This window comes from Streptomyces sp. ALB3, from assembly GCF_044385685.1.
Lineage (GTDB): Bacteria > Actinomycetota > Actinomycetes > Streptomycetales > Streptomycetaceae > Streptomyces.
Window position 1 is genome coordinate 30,969 of the sequence record NZ_JBISCE010000029.1, and the last position, 20,825, is coordinate 51,793.

A 20,825-nucleotide genomic window follows, 5' to 3' on the forward strand; every position below is an offset into this window, starting at 1 on the left:
GGCGAGCGGCCGGTCCGACCGGTGCGGGCGGGACTCGTCCGTCCCGTCCGATGAGGAAGACTGAGGCCATGAGAGACATCGTTTTCACACGTGGGAGCGGCTGGATACCGAACGTGGTCCGCGAGCACGGTGAGCTGAAGCTGATGCTCGGTGCCGGGGCCGACGCCAATCATGAGCCCCGCACGTTCACGTTCTCGATCGGTGAGGCCCATCTTGCGGTGATCCGGGAGGACCTGGCCAGGCACCTGCTCCTGTGGAGTGCGGTCCTTCCGCTGTGCGACGCCGCCGGAACACGGGGCCGGCTCGATGAGGACGCCGCCGTCGCGCTCCTGGACCCGATCCTCCTCTCCGCGCCCGCAGACGTCGACGCGCTCTTCCGGGGCATCCGGTGGGACAGGGGCCGGCTCATCGCCCACGGGGCTGACATCGACCTGCTCGAGAGCGGCCAGGTCTGGGCGGCGATGCGCGCGGCGACGGAGACGTCCAACGGTGAACGAGCTCAGAAGTACCACGCGGAACGCCGTCGGGCCGAGCGCGGAGTAGTGCTCAGTCCACTGGACACCGCGGTCCTGAAGTACACGGGCCAGTACCTGCACGGCGCGACGGTGCCGAAGCGGAAGCCCGATGCCGTCGAGCCCGCACTGCTGGCCGACGTCACGCGGGTGATCGCCACCGCGGAGCAGGCGTGCGCCGGGATGCGCATCAGCCGCGATCCGCGACGGGGAAAGCGCGCCACGGACAAGCGCGACTGGGACCGGATGGCGACGACGGTCGACGCGGCGGTGCGCCGCGCCCACCCTGAACTCGCCGATGACGCGGTGCGTACGGTGAGTTTCCTGATGTGCTCGGAGGCCGCGGCACACTCCAGGAACACCCCCATGGAGGACGACGACGAGGCTGCCGGCGACCACACCGACTCCAGCGGGAATGGGAGGAGGGCGGGCCTGTCGTTCACCGACGACAAGGGCGTCGAGAAGAAATGGCTCCCTACCGGCCCCCGCACTGCCACCGCGGAGTTCTGGGAGTTCGTCGGCGATCGCTCTGCCGCGGACAACGAAGTGTTCACCATCGAGGACGAGGAGAGGGGCGAGGGGATCCAACTTCACTTCTACGCGGATTCCATAGCCCGGATCACGACGGTGCACCAGGGTGAAGGCGGCGGGTCGGAGCCGGAGTACCGGGTCGAGTACGGCCTGGTCGACGGGATCGGCGGGTACCGGAAGTTGGTGAGCCGCTTCGTCCGCGGCGGTTGCGCCGCACTCGAACAGCACGGCTCCTGGATGTCGGATGTCGCCGAGTTCGAGCGCGCGCGCCGGCAGCGCGACGCCAAGTAGTCCGCCGGTGCCCGCCCCTCCCGGTGGCACCCGCAACTCGAACGCAGACCGTCGCAGATGCGGACACCAAGTGGTCTACGTCCACCCCGTCCGCGAGAACGAGTGATCCGCACCGTTCACAGCGGGCACCACCACGGGCACCGACCAGCGCACGGAGACGAGTGGCCCAACAGTCCTTGGCCGTGCGCTCGTTCACACCGACCTGCCGGGCCGCGATCCGGCGTGCAACACCGGCGGCCCGAAGCCGCTCGTACTCCTCGCGCCGTGGGTGCCACCGACGCCGCGAACGCAGTCCGGCCTTACGGGCCCAGCCGAATGCTGAGTTCCGGTTCACCCCCCAGCTCACGCGCCACCACGGTCACGTTCCCCACCACATCCAGCCGCGCAAGGAACGCTCCCGCAGCCCTGCAAGATCAGCACGCTCAACGCCCACGGTCCTCGCAACTCCCACAGATCGTGAGTGTTGCGAGGACCGTCAGAACCCCAGCCTTCGCTTAGGGGCGCTGACGAGAGGGGTGCACCGATCCGGAACGGCGGACCGCCGGCTGGGTCACGGCGGTCCGCCGTCCTTCTCTAATCGAGCGTCATAGCGTAGATCTCGACGCGGGAGTCGTCCGGCAGCGAGACCGAACGGACCGTCTTGTTCCCATCGAGCTCGGCGGCCGTACCGAAGAGCCGAATGGACGGCCCGTCGACACCGCTGCCCCGCTTGATGCGGTGCGGCAGGTCGAGGACGACCGTGCTGCCGTTCGGCGCGGAGCCCGCCCAGTCGCCGAACGTCACCGGTGCCTCCGTGCTGCTGCCGTCCGTGTAGTGCACGGTCAGCATGGTGGTCACAGGACCGTTGTGCGCCGAGCCGACCAGCCGCAGCGCGCTGTGCTGTCCGGCGGGCAGCAGGAGTGCCTGCCCGCTTGCTTCGAGGAAGTTGTTCGCCGTGCCGGTGGGGTCCGGCGCGTCGTACGTCACCCCGCCCCAGGTGACCGGCCCCGCCTTGGGCAGCAGGTCGCCGTCATAGCTCCAGCCATGCCCGTCGAAGTCGCCCTCGTCGGAGTTCGCCACCGTCGCCGTGCCGTCGTGGCCGAGGTGTGCGCGCAGGTCCACTGCGCACTGCCCGTTCGCCTCACGCGCACAGGTCGTGGCGGCTCCCACCGTGACGGTGGCCTTGCGGGTGAGCGAGTTCGCCCCTCGGCCCGCGACCTTCACCTCCACCGGGTAGGACCCGGCGGCGACGCCCGGCGGCACGGTGATGTCGAGCGACACCGTCTTCTGCACCGGGAGGTGACCGGAATCGATCACCAGGGGTGAACGCTGTGCCGTGGTGGCCTTCCAGCCGTTGGGCACCTTCGCCGTGACCGACACCTTCAGCTTGCCGGGAGCCTGCCCGAGGACGTCCAGCGTGAACTTCGCGGTCTGCGCGGCGTCACCCGTGGGGACGACCGCCGAGGCGGGACGCAGCGACGCGTCGACGTGCTTGCGGCTGTCGGGGGATGCCTGGTTGACGGAAGGCGGCTGGGCGCCCTTGCCCGTGCCCCAGGAGGAGGGGGAGGTCCCGAGCCGGTGGGCAAGGGTTCCGCCGTGCGCGAGCTTGTTCCAGCTCAGCCAGGTCTGGGGTACGTCCCGGCCGTTCAGGGCCACGCTCTGCACGTACCGCTTCGTGTCGCTCGCTCCGGGTGCTTCGATCGTCAGCGTGCCGCCCTGGCCCTTGGTGCCGGACGCCTTGGGATAGCTGCCGATCCGGACGGTCGCCGATTCGAACTGCGGGCTGGACACGGCCAGGAAGTCGCCGCCGCTCATTGTCGGGTAGAGGCCGAGCGAGGAGAAGACGTACCAGGCCGACATGGTGCCCAGGTCGTCGTTTCCCGTCATCCCGTCCGGCCCGTTGGTGAACAGCGTCATCGCCGCACGCACCACGGTCGCGGTCTTCGCCGGGGCACCGACCCAGTTGTACATGTACGGGGCGTGCAGGTCCGGCTCGTTGTTCGGGTTGTACGTCGGCTTGCCGTAGTAGTCGTACGGCTGCGAGATCCAGTCATTCCGGGCGGTGCCCGCCGGGTCGGTGAGCAGCTTGTCGTGGACGAAGAAGGAGTCGAGCCGCTTCTCGGTGGCGCTCCGGCCGCCCATCAGGCTGACGAGGCCGGCCGGGTCCTGCGGTACCAGCCACTGGTACTGGTGCGCGCCGCCCTCATGGAACTGGTGCGCCGCCTCGACCGGGTCGTAGGGCGTGAGCCAGGTGCCGTCGGCCGTCCGCGGCCGGAACTGCTGGATCGAGGAGTCCCACAGGTTCCGGTACCACTGGCCGCGCGCGGCGAACATCTTGGCGTCCGACTTGTGTCCGAGCCGGTCCGCCATCAGCGCGAGCGACGCATCGGCGGCGGAGTACTCCATCGTCGCCGACGCCGGGTGCTTGCAGTCGTTGTCGCCACCCTTGTCCGCGCAGTCCTTGCCGAGTTCGAGACCTGACGGGATGTAGCCGCGCTCGGTGTAGTGGTCCGATCCCGAGCGTCCGTTGTACGGCGAGTCGGCGGGCGGGGTGCTGGTCGCGTTCTTCTTCAGCAACGCGTAGGTCTCTGCCTCGTGTCCGGCGAGCAGACCCTTCGACCAGGCCTCTACGAGGAAGGGCGTGACCGGGTCGCCGGTCATGATGTTGGTCTCGCTGTTGGCGAGCGCCCAGCGGGGCAGCCAGCCGCCGTCCCGGCCGGCCGCGACGACCGACAGCGCGACGTCCCGGGCGACCTTCGGCTCCAGCATCTGCAGAAGCTGGTTCTGCGGCCGGTAGGTGTCCCAGAGCGAGAAGTTCTGATACGGCGTGTAGTCCTTCGCCGTGTGCGTCTTGTTGTCGAACCCCTGGTACATGCCGTCGACGTCGCCGGCGAGGTTCGGGTGCAACTGGCTGTGGTAGAGCGCGGTGTAGAAGGCCTTCTGCCGGTCCTCCGCGCCTCCGCCGACCCGGATGGAATCCAGCTGCTTCTTCCAGGTGTCCTGCAACGCCGCACGCGTGGCGTCGAAGTCGAAGGACTCCTTGGTCTCCGCGGCCAGGTTCTTACGGGCGCCCTCCACACCGGTGTAGGACAGCCCCACCTTCAGGACGGCGTCCCGGTCGGTGGTCGCGTCGAAGGTCACCCAGGCGCCTTTCTGGCCGCCTCCCTCCGCGTCGCGGGTGCCGGGCTCGGGGTCTGCGCCGTCCCACGTGCCGTACGCCTTGAAGGGCCGGTCGAAGGTGGCGCTGAAGTACACCGTGTGCTCGTCGTGTCCGGCACAGAAGCCCCCGGCGTGCACCCGGCCCTCGATGGTGCGGTCACCGACGACGTGCACCTCGGAGTCCAGCACGGACTGGTTGGCCTTGCCCGTGTTGAACAGGACGTTGGCCGAACCGGTGGAGGGGAAGGTGTAGCGCTGCCACCCGGTGCGCTCGGTGGCGGTGAGTTCCGCGTCGACGTCGTACTTCTTCAGCCCCACCCGGTAGTAGCCGGGACTGGCCTGCTCGTCGTCGTGGCTGTACGGGGAGCGGTAGGCGTTCGGGTCCACGGAGTCGACCGCGCCCGTGGTCGGCATGATGGGCAGCTCGCCCATGACGCCGCAGCCGACGCCGGACAAATGCGTCTGGCTGAATCCGTAGATCGAGTCCTGCTTGTAGTCGTAGCCGCCCTGGCCGCCGGTGTCCGGACTGACCTGCACCATGCCGAACGGCGCGCTCGCCCCGGGGAAGGTGTTGCCGAAGTTCTGGGTTCCGACGAACGGATTGACCAGATCGATCGGTTCCGCGTCCGCGGCGGCGGCGGGCTGGGCGATGCCCACCACTCCGCCACTCACGAGTACGGCGGCCATCAGACCGGCTGTTATACCTGAAGCACGGGGACGGAACGGTCTGAAAGCAAACCGCATGGGGTATTTCCCTTCGAGTCCTGACACGACTGACAACGTTGTCACTCTGTTCGTTGGCACCGTAACCCCCGACCGCCCCGTATGTCACTGGGGTGAGCGGGGGCAACTTCTGACGCGCTGCATCGGTTCTCCGGAGGGGGCGCCGACAAGCGACCTGCCTGCCCTGGACGCACCGGCGAGCAGCGGGGAGTAGGCGACGAGGGTCGGGGCGGGCTCAGCCCGCAGGTGGATACGTCGCAGAGCGAAGGCGAGAAGGACGGCGACGCCGCCGTACCGGTCCAGGTAGATCATCGTCAGGTATCCGCACGCGGAGGCCGGAATCATGGTCAACGGGGTGGCCCCGGCGGCGGTGAGGTGCTGCTTGCGGCGTTCGGTCGCGCGAATCGTGTCGGCCATCGCCTGGGCGCTCGCGCCAGGCCACCCCCTGGTACGAGGAGTCCCCCTACGGGGCCCGCCCCGACGGGATCACCGGCACCCAACTGGCCATCGCCCACCTCATCGTCGAGGGCCACGTCGACGAAGCGATCGCCCGCCGCCTCGTCATGACGGTCCGCACCTGCCGCGGCCACATCGCCCCACTCTCCGCCACCCTCGGCAGCGGCAGCCGCGCCCAACTCGGCCACCTCATAGCCCGCTCGGACATCCTCGACGACCGCACGGCCGACCCGGCGGCCTGAAACCGGCCCTCCTCTCCCGTACAACCATCCACCGATTCCCGCTGTCTTGATCTTCGTGAAGAAGACGCTCATCGCCTCTGCCGCCGCACTCGGCGCGCTCGCCGCCGTCACCGGCCCGGCCGCGGCCCCCGCCGCGGCCGCATCCGACGCCCTGTGGCTCTGGTCCGACCCGTACGAGATCACCCTCGCGGGCCCGTCCGAGGACGGCTCCCCCGCACCGTCGCAGTCGCTGACCGTGCAGATCAGCCACGACAACACGGCGACCACCGTCCCGGCCGGCACGCTCACCGTCGACGCCTCCGGAGTCGCCTCGTTCGCCGAGGTCACCTGGCCCGCGAACTGCCGCCCGGAGAACGAGACCACCGCCGTCTGCACCACCCCCGAACTCCCCGGCGGCGCCAACGCCCCCGCCGCGCGGATCGGACTGACCACCAAGCCGGGCGCCACCGACGGCAACGACGGCTACGTCCGCTACACCGCCCAGGCCGGCGGCATGAACGCCCACCCGGGCGAGACCTACGTCGCCGTCAACGACGGCCCCGCGCTCGGCCTCACCCAGGCCGAGTACCGCACCGGCATGGCACCCGACCAGCCCTTCGACTCCTCCGTCGTCCTCGGCAACCAGGGCAACCGCACCGCCGACCGCACCCTGCTCACCGTCTTCGCCTCCCGCGGCATCCGCCTCGGCATGTCCGTCCCCTCCAACTGCGAGTCCACGAACGCCGTCACCGGCCGTACGTTCCTCTGCGTCCTGGACGAGCGGACGACCCCGGGCTCGTACCAATCCCTCCCGCTGAAGTTCCGCACAAAGGACATGGCCCTCTTCGACCGCGTCGACTATTCGGCGCAGCCCTACTCCGAGCAGGCGCTCGCCGAGGCCCGCGCCGGCCGCGCCTTCACCCCGGGCGCCGGCCCGGAGCTGAACCTCACCCCGGCCGCCGCCCCCTCCGACGAGCTCCAGCCGTACCGCAGCTTCACGGTGAAGACCGTCAACCAGGCCGACTACCGGCTGACCGCCTCCACCGTCTCCGGCGCGGCCGGCGACACCGTCCCCGCCACCGTCACCGTCCACAACGCGGGCCCCGCCTGGGTCGCCTCCCTCGGCGCGGGCGAAGCCGCCGCGACCGTCGACATCGACGTTCCCGCCGGCACCTCGGTCGCCTCCGCCCCCGACGCCTGCTGGTCCCAGTCCGAGACCCGCTACCGCTGCAACACCCCCATCTACCTCACCGAATCCGGCAAGGCCGCCACCCACACCTTCCCCTTCACCCTCCACATCGACGAGGTCATCCCGAACGCCACCGCCCGCGCCGCCGTCTACAACGAAGCCTACGAACCCGCCGTCCGCACCTTCGACCCCGATCTGACGAACAACACGGCCACCCTCACCGTCAACCCTTCGACGAGCTGACGCACGCCCCCTCCGGCTGCCCGGCTCGACCCCTGCGCCGGCCCTGTACGAGCCGGGCAGCCGACCCCCGCAACGCCCCGCCACCCGCCGGTGACTGGCCCGCCCAGGGAGCGGAACGGGCGGGCACGGGCCGACCAAAGCGCCGAGCGCACGACGCCGCCCACCCCGCCCCACACCCGATGTTTGGCAGACAGTACGGACCAAACAGTTCTCGCCACCCTTGCCCCATGACTTCCCTGACGCCCACCACGCCGTCCACCACTCGCCCCCCCCACCCGCGACCTCTCCTACCTCCTCGACCACACCAGCCACGCCCTCCGCACCCGCATGGCCGCCGCCCTCGCCGAGATCGGCGACATGGACAAGACCACGATGGTCGTCACCGTCGACGCGCTCGAAAAGGGCGGCCTGGCCGAGCGTCGCCCCTCCCGCACGGACCGCCGCGCTCGCCTCATCGCGGTCACCGAGGCCGGCGCGAAGCACGCCGAGCGCCACCCCGCCCGGCCGCCCGCCAGTGACCGCCCCACCCCTCTTCAAATGAGTCAAAGAAGCCCAGGCGGACGGGTGGAGCGAGCAATACGCCTACAACGCCCCCGGCGACCAATCCCAGACTGCTCTGGCTGCTCGGGCTCCAGGCCAGGCGGCCACAGGAGAGCGGCTCTACGAGGGAACCCCTGTGACCCGAGCCGGCCGTACCCGTTACACATACGACGAGCAGGGCCGAGTCACGCTGCGCAGGACAAGAACGTTGAGCGGCACAGTTCTCGCCTGGCACTTCCAGTGGGACGCAGAGGATCGCCTCACTGATGTGCGTACCCCTCAAGGAGCGCGCTGGCGCTACCTCTACGATCCGCTGGGCCGGCGGTTGGCCAAACAGCGTCTGGCCGCGGACCACCGGATAGCCGAGACCACGACCTACCGGTGGGACGGCGCCCTGCTGGCCGAGGAACGCACCGGCGGGACTGCCCTGGTCTGGCACTACACCGCATGTAGCGTCCCCGCGGTGCCGGCATGGTCATGGCCTTGCAGGTGGGCTACGGCCGCTGCCTGCGTCCGAGTGCACCGGCGAGGCTCCGGCGGCGCCACCGGAGGTCGGCGGCGAAGGCCGGCTTCGCAAGACAGGCGAACGTTCCCCAGTGGCCATCGCGCTCGTTCAGCACGACGGGCGCGTCACCGGGAGTTGCTCGCGGGTGACTCCCCCAGGCGTACATCGCCGCGCGACACCGCTCACCCTGCCGAGAACTGGGGCTCGCTCAGTTGCCCGTCCAACGTGTACGAGGAGTACAGGGGAACCGCTGCTGCTGGTCGACGCGTGCCATTTGGAGCGCAAGACTGGGCGGGGTTCTACACGCACGAATGGCACCACGGAGTTGTGGACCAGGTCGGCCCACAACTGTCCTGCCTGGCAGCGCTCCTGCCTGTGCACTTCTCGGAGAGCAGCAGCCCGTACTCGCGGGGTGAGTTGAACGCCCGCCCTTCATGGGCCGACGGCATCCGACGTATCACCGGCGTTGGGCGACTTGTCCCTCATGGCGCCAGCCTGTCACACTCATCCGACTTCTCGACTGTCTCGGTGAAGGAGACGATCAGACGCTTCATGGCGTCGGCGTCCTCGTGATCAGAACCGTAGGCCTGAACTCCGGTGTAGAGCTCTTGCTTGTACTTCGCGTCAACGCAGTCCTGTGTCTTGCCGAAGGCCTGGTTGTCGGAATACACGTACCGCCCCGCGTCCGCGGTCTTCTCCACCCGCTCGAGGGTCTGGCTGCGGAGGAAGTACGCCGTGTCACGGCCGCCCTGCCACCATTTCTGCACCGTTCTGACGGCGAGCTTTCCGTCCACGGACACATCGCACCAGGTCGCCGACGGGTTGACGTCGGGCTTGACGGAGAGCTTCTTCCCTGGCGGGAGGAACGGCGTGAGCTCCTTGGTGTCGAACCGTATGCCGCAGAGGGTGCCCGGCACGGAATAGTCCCTGGTCTCCTTGTCGGCGCCGCATCCTGTGACCGTGGCGGCCAGGACGGCGAGAACGATGGTGGCGAAGGCAGGACCGGAGGGTGTTCCGGGGACCGGTCGACGGCGGGTCATGGTGGTACCTCTCGAGGGCTGCTTGGTATTCGGGTGGGGCTCGGCGACTTTGTCAGGACGTTGTCCGGCGACCCGGGGCACGGCCGTCGACGATCGCCTGGGCGTTGTAGAAGCCCTGTTCACGCATTCCCGGGCCCAGGTCGTGGCGCTGTGGGCTGAGGCACCCACCGTGGCCAAGATGCTGACTCGTATGGGAGCCGCCGGGCTGGTCGAACGGTAACGCCCCAGGACCGCCGGGTCCTGCTTGTGGCCCTCACCGACAAAGGACGCGCCCTGTGTGAACCGGTGACCCGGATCTGGACGCCCCAGGAAGAGTCCACCCCAAGGACCTGAGCCCGACCGAACAGAATTAGCTCGAGCACCCGCTGGGCCGGGTCATCGCAAGCATCGACGCCCGCCGCGCCCAGGAAGAATTGGCCGCCCCCTCCAGGAACGGCCCGTCCCCAGGGAACGCGCGAACCTCCCCCGAGGCAATCGACGATCCGGACGGCGTCTCTTTTGGTGCGGCCGGAAATCGCTTCCACAGTGACGACAGACGAAGCCCTACCCGAGGAACGACAACCGCACCCGCCGGTCCGCATTATCGACGTTCGTGTCGACCAGGCAGACGGACTGCCAGGTCCCCAGCTCCAGCCTCCCCCCGATCACCGGCAAGGTGGCGTGCGGCGGTACGAGTGCCGGGAGTACGTGGTCGCGGCCGTGGCCCGGGCTTCCGTGGCGATGGCGCCAGCGGTCGTCGGCGGGAAGCAGGGTCTGCAGTGCGGTGAGGAGGTCGTCGTCGCTGCCAGCTCCGGTCTCGAGGATTGCGATCCCTGCGGTCGCGTGAGGCACGAAGACGTTGAGCAGGCCGTCTCCGCCGTGGGCGACCCGGGTGAGGAACTGTTCACAGTCCGCTGTCAGGTCCGCGACCGTCTCGGTCCGTCCGGTGGTGACGCTCAGCAGGTGCGTGGTGAATGAGGACATGGCCCCATTCTGTCGCCGCCGGGGAGGACCGCGCCCCCGGGAAGATCGGGGAGCCCGAAACGGTTGGTAGAAATGTGAACAACTTTGGGGTCCGCAAGGTGGACGTGATCGTCATCGGTGCGGGGCAGGCGGGACTGTCCACCGCCCACCATCTGGTGCGCGCCGGCTTCGAGGTCGACCGGGACTTCGTCGTTCTCGACCACGCGCCCCGGCCCGGCGGCGCCTGGCAGTTCCGCTGGCCGTCACTCACCTACGGCAAGGTGCACGGCATGCACTCCCTGCCCGGCATGGAGCTGACGGGCGCCGACGACGACCGGCCCTCCTCGAAGGTGATCGGTGAGTACTTCGACGCCTACGAGCAGCGGTTCGGGTTGCGGGTGCACCGCCCGGTCGAGGTGAAGGCGGTGCGCGACGGCGAAGGCGGCCTGCTGCTCGTGGAGACCTCCGAGGGCACGTACGCCACGCGGGCCTTGATCAACGCGACCGGCACCTGGGACCGGCCGTTCTGGCCGCGCTACCCGGGTCAGGAGACCTTCCGAGGCCGGCAACTGCACACCGCGGACTATCCGGGGCCGGCGGACTTCACCGGCCTGCGGGTGGTCGTGGTCGGCGGCGGGGCGTCGGGCACCCAGCATCTGATGGAGATCGCCGACGTGGCGGCAGAGACGTACTGGGTCACGCGGCGCCCTCCGGTCTTCCGGGAGGGCCCGTTCGGCGAGGAGCAGGGGCGGGCCGCGGTGGCCATGGTGGAGGAGCGCGTACGCCGCGGGCTCCCGCCGCGGAGTGTGGTGAGCGTGACCGGGCTGCCGGTCACCGACGCCGTCCGCCGCGCACGCGAGCGGGGAATCCTCGACCGGCTCCCCATGTTCGAGCGGATCACTCCGGACGGGGTGGTCTGGCCCGACGGCCGGGCGGTGGAAGCCGATGTGATCCTGTGGGCGACCGGTTTCCGGGCAGCCGTCGATCATCTGTCACCGCTCAGGCTCCGCGAGCCGGGCGGGGGCAACCGCGTCGAGGGCACCCGGGCGGTGCGGGACCCTCGCGTCCATCTCGTCGGCTACGGCCCGTCCGCCAGCACGATCGGCGCCAACCGGGCCGGCCGGACGGCGGTCCGCTCGGTCACACGGCTGCTGGAGCGCGTGCCCGCCTGACTGACTCGGCAAAGGCGTCCGCGAAGGCCCCCGGAGCGGAGGGCAGCTCGTCCGGACGCGCGGACGTTCCACACTCTGCCACTCAACTCCCCCACGAACACATTGGATTCCCGCGCTCGCAACGAACTGCCGAACTGCATGCCGTGACGGCGCGTGTCCGCAAATGCACGATGCACCCGCACCCGCACCCGCACCCGCACCCGCCCGCACGGATCTCCCCGCCACCTCGCTCGCCTACGTCCGCAGCTTCGCGGAGCGGCTTGTCCGGCCGCCTGCGCACCGGGGCGCGCGCACGCCGCCCCACGGTCTACGAAGCGGGGAGCGCTGCCGGCCGCCCCCCACTCATAGCCTGGAATCACCGACGGCGGGTCCGGTGAACGGCGGCAGGGCCGCGAAAGCCGGATCGACGGTGACCGCCTCGGTGAGCGCGTCGAGCGTACGGCGCACCCGGCTGAGCGGGTGCTCCGGGAACTTCGCGTCCCACTGGGCATGGTCCGCCACGTGGAAGGGAAGGCCGCCCTGCACGTCGGGAGCGTAGGGGTGCGGACGGAAGTACGCCTCGGGCCCGACTTCACCCATGACCACGGCTTCCCGCATGCCTGTCATGCCACGCTCGGGCGCCTGGACCTTCACCACGGTGCTGCACCCCTTCCGGGGCACCGTGAAGCTGCCGATGAACACCTGCCCGCTGGGCTGCCGGGGCAGCGGCAGCGGCAGCGGCAGCTTGAGTATCTGCCGCAGTGCGGGCAGTCCGCCCAGACGTTTCGCCGACGCCTCGATGAGTCCGCCGCCTGCCCGCGCCGTCCGGTGGGTGAGTGTCCTCCGCAGCGCCGGGCCGTCGTCCAGGCCGGCCGGAAGGTCCGGAGGCAGGTCGAAGTAGTGCACGGACAGCACATCGCCGTCGTCGTTCAGCCAGGCGTCCCCAGGGGGACCGCCTGCATGGTCCAGGGGCCGGTATCCGGGGAGTCCCGCCCCGCGCAGTGCTCTCATGGGGGGCGATCATGCCGCACCGCCGGGCAACTCCGCAGCCAGCTCGGCACCCGCAGGGTTCAGCGACCGGACACGGGCCGGGATCACGGGACTCCCGGATCACACCTCGGGTTCCACCGTCGTCCCAGCCCTCAGTCCTGAGTCCCTCAGTTATCAGGTCTCAGTCCTCAGCTCAGTTCTCGGGTCACTCAGGTGGCGGCAGCGGCCGGATGGCTGTCGCGGCGGATCAGAGCGGCATAGCGTCCGTCCTGTGCGAGCAGTTCCTCGTGCGTACCGCGCTCGGCCACACGGCCTGCGTCCAGTACGACGATCTGGTCAGCGTCCCGGACGGTGGAGAGCCGGTGCGCGATGGTGAGAGTGGTGCGGCCCTTCGACAGGGTGTCGATGGCTTGCTGCACGGCGTGTTCCGTACGGGTGTCGAGGGCGCTCGTCGCCTCGTCGAGGATCAGCACGGGCGGGTCCCGCAGAATCGTGCGGGCGATAGCCAGCCGCTGCTTCTCGCCACCCGAGAACCGGTACCCGCGTTCGCCGACGAGGGTGTCGTAGCCGTCGGGCAGCCCGGCGATGTGATCGTGGATCTGCGCGGTCCGGGCCGCGGCCTCGATCTCCTCGTCGGTGGCGTCCGGTTTGGCGAAGCGGAGGTTCTCGGCGACCGAGGCGTGGAAGAGGTAGGTCTCCTGGGAGACCACCCCCACCGCCCGGGCCAGCGTGTCGAAGTCCAGGTCGCGCACGTCGACGCCGTCGATGGTGACTCGTCCCGCCGTGACGTCGTACAGCCGCGGCACCAGGTAGCTGAGTGTGGACTTGCCCGATCCCGTGGGCCCCACGACGGCGAGGCTGTTCCCGGCGGGCACCGTCACGTCGATTCCGCTCAGGGTCGGCCCGCTCGTCGTGTCGTAGCCGAAGGTGACGTCCTCGAAGGCGACCTCGCCGCGGATCCTGTCCAGCCGGACGGGCTTCTCGGGCTCGGTGATGTCCACCTCGAGGTCCAGGTACTCGAAGATGCGCGCGAACAGGGCGAGGGACGTCTGCATCTGCACGCCGGTGGAGAGCAGACTCACGGCCGGCCGGAACAGGCCCTGCTGGAGCGAGACGAACGCGACCAGGGTCCCGAGGGAGACCGCCGTGACACCCGACTGCATGGTGAGGCCCGCGGCCCAGTAGATGACGGCGGGCATGGCGGCCATCACGATACCGATGGTCGACATCCTCCAGCGCCCAGCCATGTTGGAGCGCACCTCGAGGCCGACCAGGCGCTCCGATTCCTCGGAGAAGGCCTTGGTGAGCGACTCGGAGCGGCCCATGGTCCGGCCGAGCAGGATGCCGCTGACGGAGAGCGACTCGGTCACCGTGGCCGCCATCGCGGCCATCTGCTTCTGGCGCTGGGTGGTGATCCGCTTGCGCTCCCGGCCGACGCGACGGCTGATCCAGACGAAGACGGGCAGCAGGAGCAGCGACACCACTGTCAGCCGCCAGTCCAGCGCGAGCATGGCGACCACGGTGGCGATGACGGACGTGAGGTTGGAGACCAGGGAGGTCGCGGTCGAGGTGACCGTCGCCTGCATCCCCCCGATGTCGTTGGCGATGCGGGACTGGACCTCGCCCGTGCGGGTCCGTGTGAAGAAGGCGAGCGGCATCCGCTGCAGCTGGGTGTAGACGGCGGTGCGCAGGTCGTGCATGACGCGCTGGCCGACCGTCGTGGAGATCAGTGTCTGGAGAACGCCGAAGACGCTGGTCACCACGGCGGTGAGGATCATGCCGAGCGCGAGCAGCGTGAGCAGGCCCGTGCGGCCCTGCGGAATCGCGGTGTCCAGGATCTCGCGGAGCAGGAACGGGGAGGCGACCGATACGAGGGACGAGGCGCCGACCAGCAGTCCCACGACGGTGAGCCTGCCGCGGTAGGGCCGGAAGAGCCGGAAGATGCGGCGCAGCTCGGCGGGTGGCTGCCCGGCTTCTGCTGCTGGAGGTGTCCAGGCGGGTTCGTCGGGTTTCATGGGCTCCTTCGGGAGTGTGCGGCGGAAGACCGGCTCGGGGTGCGGCGGGTCACGTCGGCCGACGTGACCCGGACCCCTGGCCCGGCAGGCGGTCAGGGCTGCCGGAAGGTGGCAGGCGAGCCGGTCCTGGTGAGCCTAGCTCATTGTTACCTCTGTTCACAATGAACAAGGTCCTGATAAAGTTCCCCCATGGACTCCCCCGACTCCGACGGCATGCTCGCCGAGCAGCTGCTGCGGCTCACGCGCCGCCTCCAGCGCATCCAGAGCCGGCAGCTGGAGCCGATCGGCATCACTCCGGCCCAGTTCCGCCTGCTGCGCACGACCGCGCACTGCGAGGCCCCACCCCGGATGGCCGATCTCGCCGAGCGCCTGGACGTCGTCCCACGGGCGGTGACCACGCTGGTCGACGGCCTGGAGGCGAGTGGCCGGGTGCGGCGCGCGCCCGATCCGGCCAACCGCCGCGTGGTCCGTATCGAGATCACCGAGGAGGGGCGGGCCGTGCTCCGTTCGATGCGCGACGCGCGGAAGGCCGCCGCGGAGGAGATCCTGGCTCCGTTGACCGCCGAGCAGCGTGAGGTGCTCGGCGGGCTGCTCACCGCTCTGGTCGACGGAATGCCGGAGCGCCGCCGCTGCTGAGGCACCCGGTGCGTCCACCGCACCACACCGTCGAGGGGATCCTGACATGCCGCTGCTGGAGCCGGAGCCGAAGGCCCTGCGGCCTCGTACGGAACGCGCACCGTCCCCCGATCGGGTGCCGGGCCGGATGGCGTCGGGGACGCCGGCGGATCTGCGGGCGGGTCTGACCGCTCTGCTCGGTCCGGAGAAGGTGCTGTGGAGGGTCTCCGACCTCGTGCGGTATGCCTCCGATGCCAGCCCCTACCGCTTCCTGCCCCAGGTGGTGCTGGTCCCGGAGGACCTGGACGACATCTCGGCGATCCTTTCCTACGCGCACGGCAACGGCCGCAGCGTGGTCTTCCGTGCCGCCGGGACGAGCCTCAACGGCCAGGCGCAGGGCGAGGACATCCTCGTCGACGTGCGTCGGCACTGGACGGGCGTCGAGGTCCTGGACGGCGGCACCCGGGCCCGTATCCGGCCCGGGACCACGGTTCTGCGGGCCAATGCCGCCCTCGCCCGGCACGGCCGTATCCTGGGCCCCGACCCTGCCAGCGCGATCGCCTGCACCGTCGGCGGTGTCGTGGCGAACAACGCCTCCGGGATGACCGCGGGAATTCACAGGAACTCCTACCGCACGGTCTCCTCGCTGACCTTCGTCCTGCCCAGCGGCACCGTGGTCGATACGGGCGAGGCGGGTGCGGACGGTCTGCTGCGGGGCGCCGAACCCCGCCTCTGCGCCGAGCTTCTGGCCCTCAAGGCGGAGATCGAGGCGGACGAGCGGCTCACCGCCAGGATCCGCGCCAAGTACGAGATCAAGAACACCAACGGCTACCGCCTCGACGCGTTCCTCGACGGATCGACGCCGGTCGAGATCCTGCGGGGCCTGATGGTCGGCTCCGAGGGCACGTTCGGCTTCATCTCCGAGGTGGTCTTCGAGACGCTGCCCCTGGACCGCCACGTCTCCTCCGCGCTGTTGTTCTTCCCCTCGCTGACGGCCGCGGCCGCGGCGGTCCCGCTGTTCAGCGAGGCGGGGGCGATCGCGGTGGAGCTGATGGACGGCAACACCCTGCGCGCCTCGGTCCGGGTCGACGGTGTCCCCTCCGACTGGGCGGCGCTCCCCCAGGGCACCACGGCCCTCCTGGTGGAGTTCCGCGCACCGGACCAGGACGCGCTCGCGGCCTGTGAGCAGGCCGCGGCTACCGTGGTGGCGGGGCTGGACCTGGTGACCCCGGCCGTCTCCGTCACCAATGAGTTCACCCGGGACGCCGCGACCGTCTCCGGGTACTGGAAGGCGCGCAAGGCGTTCGTGACCGCTGTCGGCGGCTCCCGCCCCTCGGGAACGACGCTGATCACCGAGGACTTCGCCGTCCCGCCCTCCCGGCTCTCGGAGGCCTGCGAGGCCCTGCTCACCCTCCAGTCCGTCCACGGGTTCGACGCCGCTGTCGCGGGCCACGCGGCGCACGGCAATCTGCACTTCCTGCTCGCGTTCGACGCCGCGAGGCGGGCCGACGTCGACCGGTACGCCGCCTTCATGGAGGAGTTCTGCACGCTCGTCGTCGACCGGTTCGACGGGTCGCTGAAGGCTGAGCACGCCACGGGCCGCAACATCGCGCCCTTCCTCGAGCGGGAATGGGGTGCCGCAGCCACCGACCTGATGTGGCGTACGAAGAAGGCCATCGATCCGGACGGCGTCCTGGCCCCCCGGATCGTCCTCGACCGGGATCCGCGGGCACACCTGCGCGGGCTCAAGACCATCCCCGGGGTCGAGCCGGTCGCCGACCCGTGCATCGAGTGCGGGTTCTGCGAACCGACCTGTCCCAGTGAGGACCTCACCACCACACCGCGTCAGAGGATCGTGCTGCGCCGGGAGATGATGCGGCAGCCGGGCGGTTCGCCGGTGGAGGCGGGGCTGCTGGACGATTACGGCTACGACGCGGTGGAGACCTGCGCGGGCGACTCCACCTGCAAGCTGGCGTGTCCGGTCGGCATCGACACCGGGGCCATGATGAGGGACTTCCGCCATCATCGGCATTCCCCGCGTGAGGAGCGGGTCGCGGCGCTGACCGCACGGCACTTCGGGGTCGTCGAGGCCTCGGCGCGGATCGCCGTCGGGGTGGCCGGCGCCGTCACCCGCCGTGGCGGTGACCGGCTGCTCGGGACCGTGACCCGGCTCGCCCGCAAGGCCGTCCACCCTGATCTCGTGCCGGAGTGGCTGCCGGAGATCCCCGGCGCCGCCCCCCGCACCCTGCCGCCCACCTCCCGGGCCGGTGCGAGCGCGGTCTACTACCCGGCCTGCGTCAACCGCATCTTCGCCGGTCCGGCTGACGAGGGGGCCTTGTCGCTCGCCGATTCCGTCGTCTCCCTGTCCGCGCGGGCCGGCAGCCCCGTGTGGATCCCGGAGGACGTCGCGGGTACCTGCTGCGCGACGATCTGGCACTCCAAGGGGTACGACGTCGCCAACGCGGTCATGGCCAACCGCGTCGTGGAGGCCGCCTGGGGCTGGACCGCCGGTGGGGTCCTGCCGCTGGTCGTCGACGCGTCGTCGTGCACGCTGGGCCTCGCGCACGAGGTGGTGCCGTACCTCACCGAGGAGAACAGGGCGCTGCACCGGGAACTGACCGTGCTCGACTCGCTCGTGTGGGCCGCCGACGAACTGCTCCCCTCGCTGACCGTATTCCGCCGGACGGGTTCCGCCGTCCTGCACCCGACCTGCTCGATGGAGCATCTGGGCGACGTGGCAGAGCTGCGCGCGCTGGCCGAGGCCTGCGCCGAGGAGGTCGTCGTGCCGGACGACTACGGCTGCTGCGGGTTCGCGGGCGACCGCGGCATGCTGCACAAGGAGCTCACCGACTCGGCGACCGCCAGGGAGGCCGCGGAGGTCAACTCCCGGGAGTACGACGCCTATCTGTCGGCGAACCGGATGTGCGAGATCGGGATGGACCGGGCGACCGGCCACCGCTACCGCTCGGCGCTCATCGAGCTCGAGCGGGCGACGAGGCCCGTCCTCTGATCTCAAGCCCCCGGCGTGGCGGCGCCCCGGGCACCCGTACGAGCCGACGGCCCCGGCGCCCCCCGAAATAATCGGTTGCCCCGGACGGGGTCAGGAAGCGAACCTTGCACGGTTTGGTCCCCCCACTGTGCCACGAGATCCGCCACGGATCTCTGCTTCCGATCCTTGGGACGTCATGCAGATTCGAGATCTTCCGTATACGGATCCCGGCGATCCCGACGTACGGTCAGGCCCCCGGTTCCTGTTCTGGCTCGGGCGCAGTCAGCTCACCGGCCAGCTGAAGTCCCTGTCCTGGGGGCTGCTCCACCACTGTGCGATCGCGGGCCTCCCGCTGGCCGTCGGCCTGGCGGTGCAGGCCGTCATCGACCGCTCCGGCCGGGATCTCGCCATGGCCGGGGCCCTCCTGGTCGTCCTCGGTGTCCTCATCGCCGTGGGCGACACCATGCTCCACCGGACGGCGGTCACCAACTGGATCACCGCCGCGGCACGGGTGCAGCAGCTCCTGGCTCGCAGGACCGCCGAGCTGGGCTCCGCGCTGACCCGGAGGGTGGCGGCGGGTGAAGTGGTGGCCGTGAGTACGGGCGATGTCGAGAAGATCGGCTGGTTCGTCGAGGCGCTGTCACGTTTCGTGGCCGCCGCGACCGCCCTCGTGCTGATCTGCGTCGGGCTGGTCCTCTACCTGCCCTCACTCGGTGTGCTGGTCGCGATCGCGACCCCCGTACTCGCACTTGCCGTCCTGCCGCTGCTCCCCCGGGCGACCCGCCGGGCGGATCAGCAGCGCGAGAAGGCGGGCCGGGCCACGGAACTGGCCTCCGACACGGTCGCCGGGCTGCGCGTGCTCCGCGGCATCGGCGGCGAGGAGCTGTTCCTCGACCGCTACCGGCGTGCGTCCCAGGAGGTTCGCAAGGCCGCTGTGCGCAGTGCCCGTATGTGGGCGCTCATCTCCGCGATCCAGGTCTTCCTGCCGGGGGTGCTGCTGATCTCGCTGGTCTGGTACGGCGCCGCACTGGCCCGGGACGGCCGGATCGACGTCGGTCAGCTGGTCACCGTGTACAGCGCGGCGACCCTGATGCTGTTCCCCCTGCGCAATGTCGAGGAGATCGCCATGGCGTACTCCTTCTCCCGGCCCTCCGCCCAGCGCGCGGTCCGGGTGCTGTCCCTGCGCCGCACCACGCGTCCCCCGACGGCGGACACCGCCACGCCCCGGGGCGACCTCTACGACCCGGTGACCGGCCTGATGGCTCCGCAGGGCCTGTTCACCGCCGTGGTCTGCGGGGACCCCGACGAGGCGGGGCGGCTGGCGGAACGGCTCGGTGGCCACGCCGAGCCGGAAGAGGACTCCGGACCGGCCCCTTCGGTGCTGCTCGGCGGTGTGCCGCTGGACGAGCTGCCGCTCGACACGGCGCGGGCCGCGGTACTGGTGCAGGACAAGGACCCGGTGTTGCTCTCCGGGACGCTCCGGGAGCTGATGGACGTCCCCTCCTCCGGCGCCGTGACGGTCGGGGACGCGCTCGCCGCCGCCCGGTGCGGTGACGTGCTGGACGCGCTGGCCCAGGCATCCGTCGACGCCGACGGCGACCCGATGAACACCCGTATCACCGAACGCGGAAGGTCGTTGTCCGGCGGCCAGCGTCAGCGGCTCGCGTTGGCCCGCTCGCTGGTCACCGACCCGGGGACGCTCGTACTCGACGAGCCGACGTCCGCCGTGGACTCGCACACGGAGGCGAGGGTCGCCGCCGGTGTCGAGGAGCTGCGCCGGGGACGTACGACAGTGGCGTTCGCCTCCTCCCCCCTGCTGCTGGACCTCGCCGACCGCGTCGTCCTCCTTCGCGGGGGCACGGTCGTCGCGGTGGGCACGCACCGCGAACTGCTGCGGGACGAACCGCTGTACCGGGCGGTCGTGACACGAGAGACCCAGGACGAGTCCGTGGCGCCGCCCGGACAGGACGGGATCACCGCGATCGACGGCCTCCGGCAGGTCCGGGCGGTCGAGGAAGTCGAGGAGACAGCATGATCGGCCTGGCACCACCGGAGTACGATCCGGCCGCCCCGGAGTCGGCGACGACCCTGCCGGTCGGTACGCCGACGACCGTACGGGCGTACGTACGCGCTCTGCTGCGGCGTCACCGCAGGCCCTTCGCGGTGCTGATCGCCGTCAACGCGGTCGCGGTGATCGCGTCGATCACCGGCCCCTACCTGCTGGGCGGGCTGGTCGAGGACCTGTCGAACGGCGTCACCGAGCTCCATCTGGAACGCACGGCCGCCGTGTTCGCGCTGGCACTGGTCGTGCAGACGGTGTTCACCCGGACGATGCGGCTGCGCGGCGCCATGCTCGGGGAGGAGATGCTGGCCGATCTGCGGGAGGACTTCCTCGTGCGGTCGGTCGGGCTGCCTCCCGGCGTCCTGGAGCGGGCCGGTACCGGTGACCTGCTGTCCAGGATCACGACGGACATCGACCGCCTCGCCAACGCGATGCGCGAGGCGGTACCGCAGCTGGTGATCGGCGTGGTGTGGGCCGGGCTGCTGCTCGGCGCGCTGACCGTCACCGCCCCGCCGCTGGCTCTGGCGGTACTCATCGCGCTTCCCGTGCTGGTCGCCGGCTGCCGCTGGTACTTCCGGCGGGCGCCCTCCGCCTACCGTTCCGAGGCGGCCGGTTACGCGGCCGTCGCCGCCGTGCTCGCGGAGACCGTGGACGCCGGACGGACCGTGGAGT

13 protein-coding genes and 2 pseudogenes are annotated in these 20,825 nt (G+C 70.4%); 9 read left to right on the forward strand and 6 right to left on the reverse strand.

The window, feature by feature from the left end; genetic code table 11:
• Positions 1-68 precede the first annotated feature (68 nt).
• Positions 69-1,334, forward strand: coding sequence for a DUF6357 family protein (locus tag ACHFIV_RS18565; RefSeq protein WP_398969996.1), 1,266 nt, complete (start codon positions 69-71; stop codon positions 1,332-1,334).
• Positions 1,335-1,907: 573 nt separating this feature from the next.
• Here the strand turns inward: ACHFIV_RS18565 and ACHFIV_RS18570 are convergent.
• Together ACHFIV_RS18570 and ACHFIV_RS18575 are read right to left on the reverse strand one after the other, a co-directional pair.
• Positions 1,908-5,159 carry a GH92 family glycosyl hydrolase gene (locus ACHFIV_RS18570; RefSeq protein ID WP_398969999.1) on the reverse strand — a complete coding sequence of 1,084 codons (3,252 nt, stop codon included), beginning with the start codon at positions 5,157-5,159 and terminating at the stop codon, positions 1,908-1,910.
• A gap of 141 nt (positions 5,160-5,300) precedes the next feature.
• The gene (locus ACHFIV_RS18575; protein ID WP_398970002.1) at positions 5,301-5,612 is read right to left on the reverse strand and encodes a hypothetical protein; all 312 of its coding nucleotides are present in this window, start codon (positions 5,610-5,612) and stop codon (positions 5,301-5,303) included.
• Positions 5,613-5,632: 20 nt separating this feature from the next.
• Between ACHFIV_RS18575 and ACHFIV_RS18580 the strand changes: the two are divergent.
• The 3 genes and pseudogenes from ACHFIV_RS18580 to ACHFIV_RS18590 all read left to right on the forward strand — a co-directional run.
• Positions 5,633-5,893, forward strand: a pseudogene (locus ACHFIV_RS18580) (helix-turn-helix transcriptional regulator); the annotation flags it as partial.
• 55 nt (positions 5,894-5,948) lie between these two features.
• Positions 5,949-7,304, forward strand: coding sequence for a hypothetical protein (locus ACHFIV_RS18585; protein ID WP_398970004.1), 1,356 nt, complete (start codon positions 5,949-5,951; stop codon positions 7,302-7,304).
• A gap of 270 nt (positions 7,305-7,574) precedes the next feature.
• Positions 7,575-7,796: pseudogene (locus tag ACHFIV_RS18590) on the forward strand (MarR family transcriptional regulator); the annotation flags it as partial.
• Positions 7,797-8,831: 1,035 nt separating this feature from the next.
• On the opposite strand, the gene ACHFIV_RS18600 reads toward ACHFIV_RS18590, so the two are convergent.
• Both ACHFIV_RS18600 and ACHFIV_RS18605 read right to left on the reverse strand, forming a co-directional pair.
• Positions 8,832-9,389 (reverse strand): hypothetical protein, encoded by a 558-nt coding sequence (locus ACHFIV_RS18600; protein ID WP_398970008.1) that lies wholly within the window; start codon positions 9,387-9,389, stop codon positions 8,832-8,834.
• 543 nt (positions 9,390-9,932) lie between these two features.
• A complete protein-coding gene (locus ACHFIV_RS18605) occupies positions 9,933-10,352 on the reverse strand; it encodes a YjbQ family protein (protein ID WP_398970010.1) in 420 nt (139 codons plus the stop codon).
• A 74-nt stretch (positions 10,353-10,426) separates the two neighbouring features.
• On the opposite strand from ACHFIV_RS18605, the gene ACHFIV_RS18610 reads away from it, so the two are divergent.
• Positions 10,427-11,503: an NAD(P)-binding domain-containing protein gene (locus ACHFIV_RS18610; protein ID WP_398970013.1), complete on the forward strand. Its 1,077-nt coding sequence runs from the start codon at positions 10,427-10,429 to the stop codon at positions 11,501-11,503.
• Positions 11,504-11,845: 342 nt separating this feature from the next.
• On the opposite strand, the gene ACHFIV_RS18615 is transcribed toward ACHFIV_RS18610, so the two are convergent.
• The gene (locus ACHFIV_RS18615; RefSeq protein WP_398970016.1) at positions 11,846-12,493 is read right to left on the reverse strand and encodes a hypothetical protein; all 648 of its coding nucleotides are present in this window, start codon (positions 12,491-12,493) and stop codon (positions 11,846-11,848) included.
• A gap of 188 nt (positions 12,494-12,681) precedes the next feature.
• Entirely contained in the window at positions 12,682-14,487 is a 1,806-nt protein-coding gene (locus ACHFIV_RS18620) for an ABC transporter ATP-binding protein (protein ID WP_398970017.1), read from the reverse strand.
• A gap of 189 nt (positions 14,488-14,676) precedes the next feature.
• Here ACHFIV_RS18620 and ACHFIV_RS18625 point away from each other — a divergent pair, with 189 nt between their 5' ends.
• The 4 genes from ACHFIV_RS18625 to ACHFIV_RS18640 all read left to right on the forward strand — a co-directional run.
• Positions 14,677-15,123, forward strand: coding sequence for a MarR family winged helix-turn-helix transcriptional regulator (locus ACHFIV_RS18625; RefSeq protein WP_398970020.1), 447 nt, complete (start codon positions 14,677-14,679; stop codon positions 15,121-15,123).
• 46 nt (positions 15,124-15,169) lie between these two features.
• Positions 15,170-18,112 carry an FAD-binding and (Fe-S)-binding domain-containing protein gene (locus ACHFIV_RS18630; RefSeq protein ID WP_398970022.1) on the forward strand — a complete coding sequence of 981 codons (2,943 nt, stop codon included), beginning with the start codon at positions 15,170-15,172 and terminating at the stop codon, positions 18,110-18,112.
• A gap of 175 nt (positions 18,113-18,287) precedes the next feature.
• Complete coding sequence (locus tag ACHFIV_RS18635; protein ID WP_398970024.1) at positions 18,288-20,126, forward strand: ABC transporter transmembrane domain-containing protein; 1,839 nt, start codon at positions 18,288-18,290, stop codon at positions 20,124-20,126.
• A partial coding sequence (locus ACHFIV_RS18640; protein WP_398970026.1) for an ABC transporter transmembrane domain-containing protein occupies positions 20,123-20,825 on the forward strand: 703 nt, incomplete at its 3' end. The genes ACHFIV_RS18635 and ACHFIV_RS18640, both read left to right, overlap by 4 nt.

What these genes read in the sequence shown, in the direction of transcription:
- ACHFIV_RS18565 (WP_398969996.1), top strand. Translation starts at nt 69, where the DNA reads ATGAGAGACATCGTTTTCACACGTGGGAGCGGCTGGATACCGAACGTG.
- ACHFIV_RS18570 (WP_398969999.1), bottom strand. Translation starts at nt 5,159, where the DNA reads ATGGCCGCCGTACTCGTGAGTGGCGGAGTGGTGGGCATCGCCCAGCCC.
- ACHFIV_RS18575 (WP_398970002.1), bottom strand. Translation starts at nt 5,612, where the DNA reads ATGGCCGACACGATTCGCGCGACCGAACGCCGCAAGCAGCACCTCACC.
- ACHFIV_RS18600 (WP_398970008.1), bottom strand. Translation starts at nt 9,389, where the DNA reads ATGACCCGCCGTCGACCGGTCCCCGGAACACCCTCCGGTCCTGCCTTC.
- ACHFIV_RS18605 (WP_398970010.1), bottom strand. Translation starts at nt 10,352, where the DNA reads ATGTCCTCATTCACCACGCACCTGCTGAGCGTCACCACCGGACGGACC.
- ACHFIV_RS18615 (WP_398970016.1), bottom strand. Translation starts at nt 12,493, where the DNA reads ATGAGAGCACTGCGCGGGGCGGGACTCCCCGGATACCGGCCCCTGGAC.
- ACHFIV_RS18620 (WP_398970017.1), bottom strand. Translation starts at nt 14,487, where the DNA reads ATGAAACCCGACGAACCCGCCTGGACACCTCCAGCAGCAGAAGCCGGG.
- ACHFIV_RS18625 (WP_398970020.1), top strand. Translation starts at nt 14,677, where the DNA reads ATGGACTCCCCCGACTCCGACGGCATGCTCGCCGAGCAGCTGCTGCGG.
- ACHFIV_RS18630 (WP_398970022.1), top strand. Translation starts at nt 15,170, where the DNA reads ATGCCGCTGCTGGAGCCGGAGCCGAAGGCCCTGCGGCCTCGTACGGAA.
- ACHFIV_RS18635 (WP_398970024.1), top strand. Translation starts at nt 18,288, where the DNA reads ATGCAGATTCGAGATCTTCCGTATACGGATCCCGGCGATCCCGACGTA.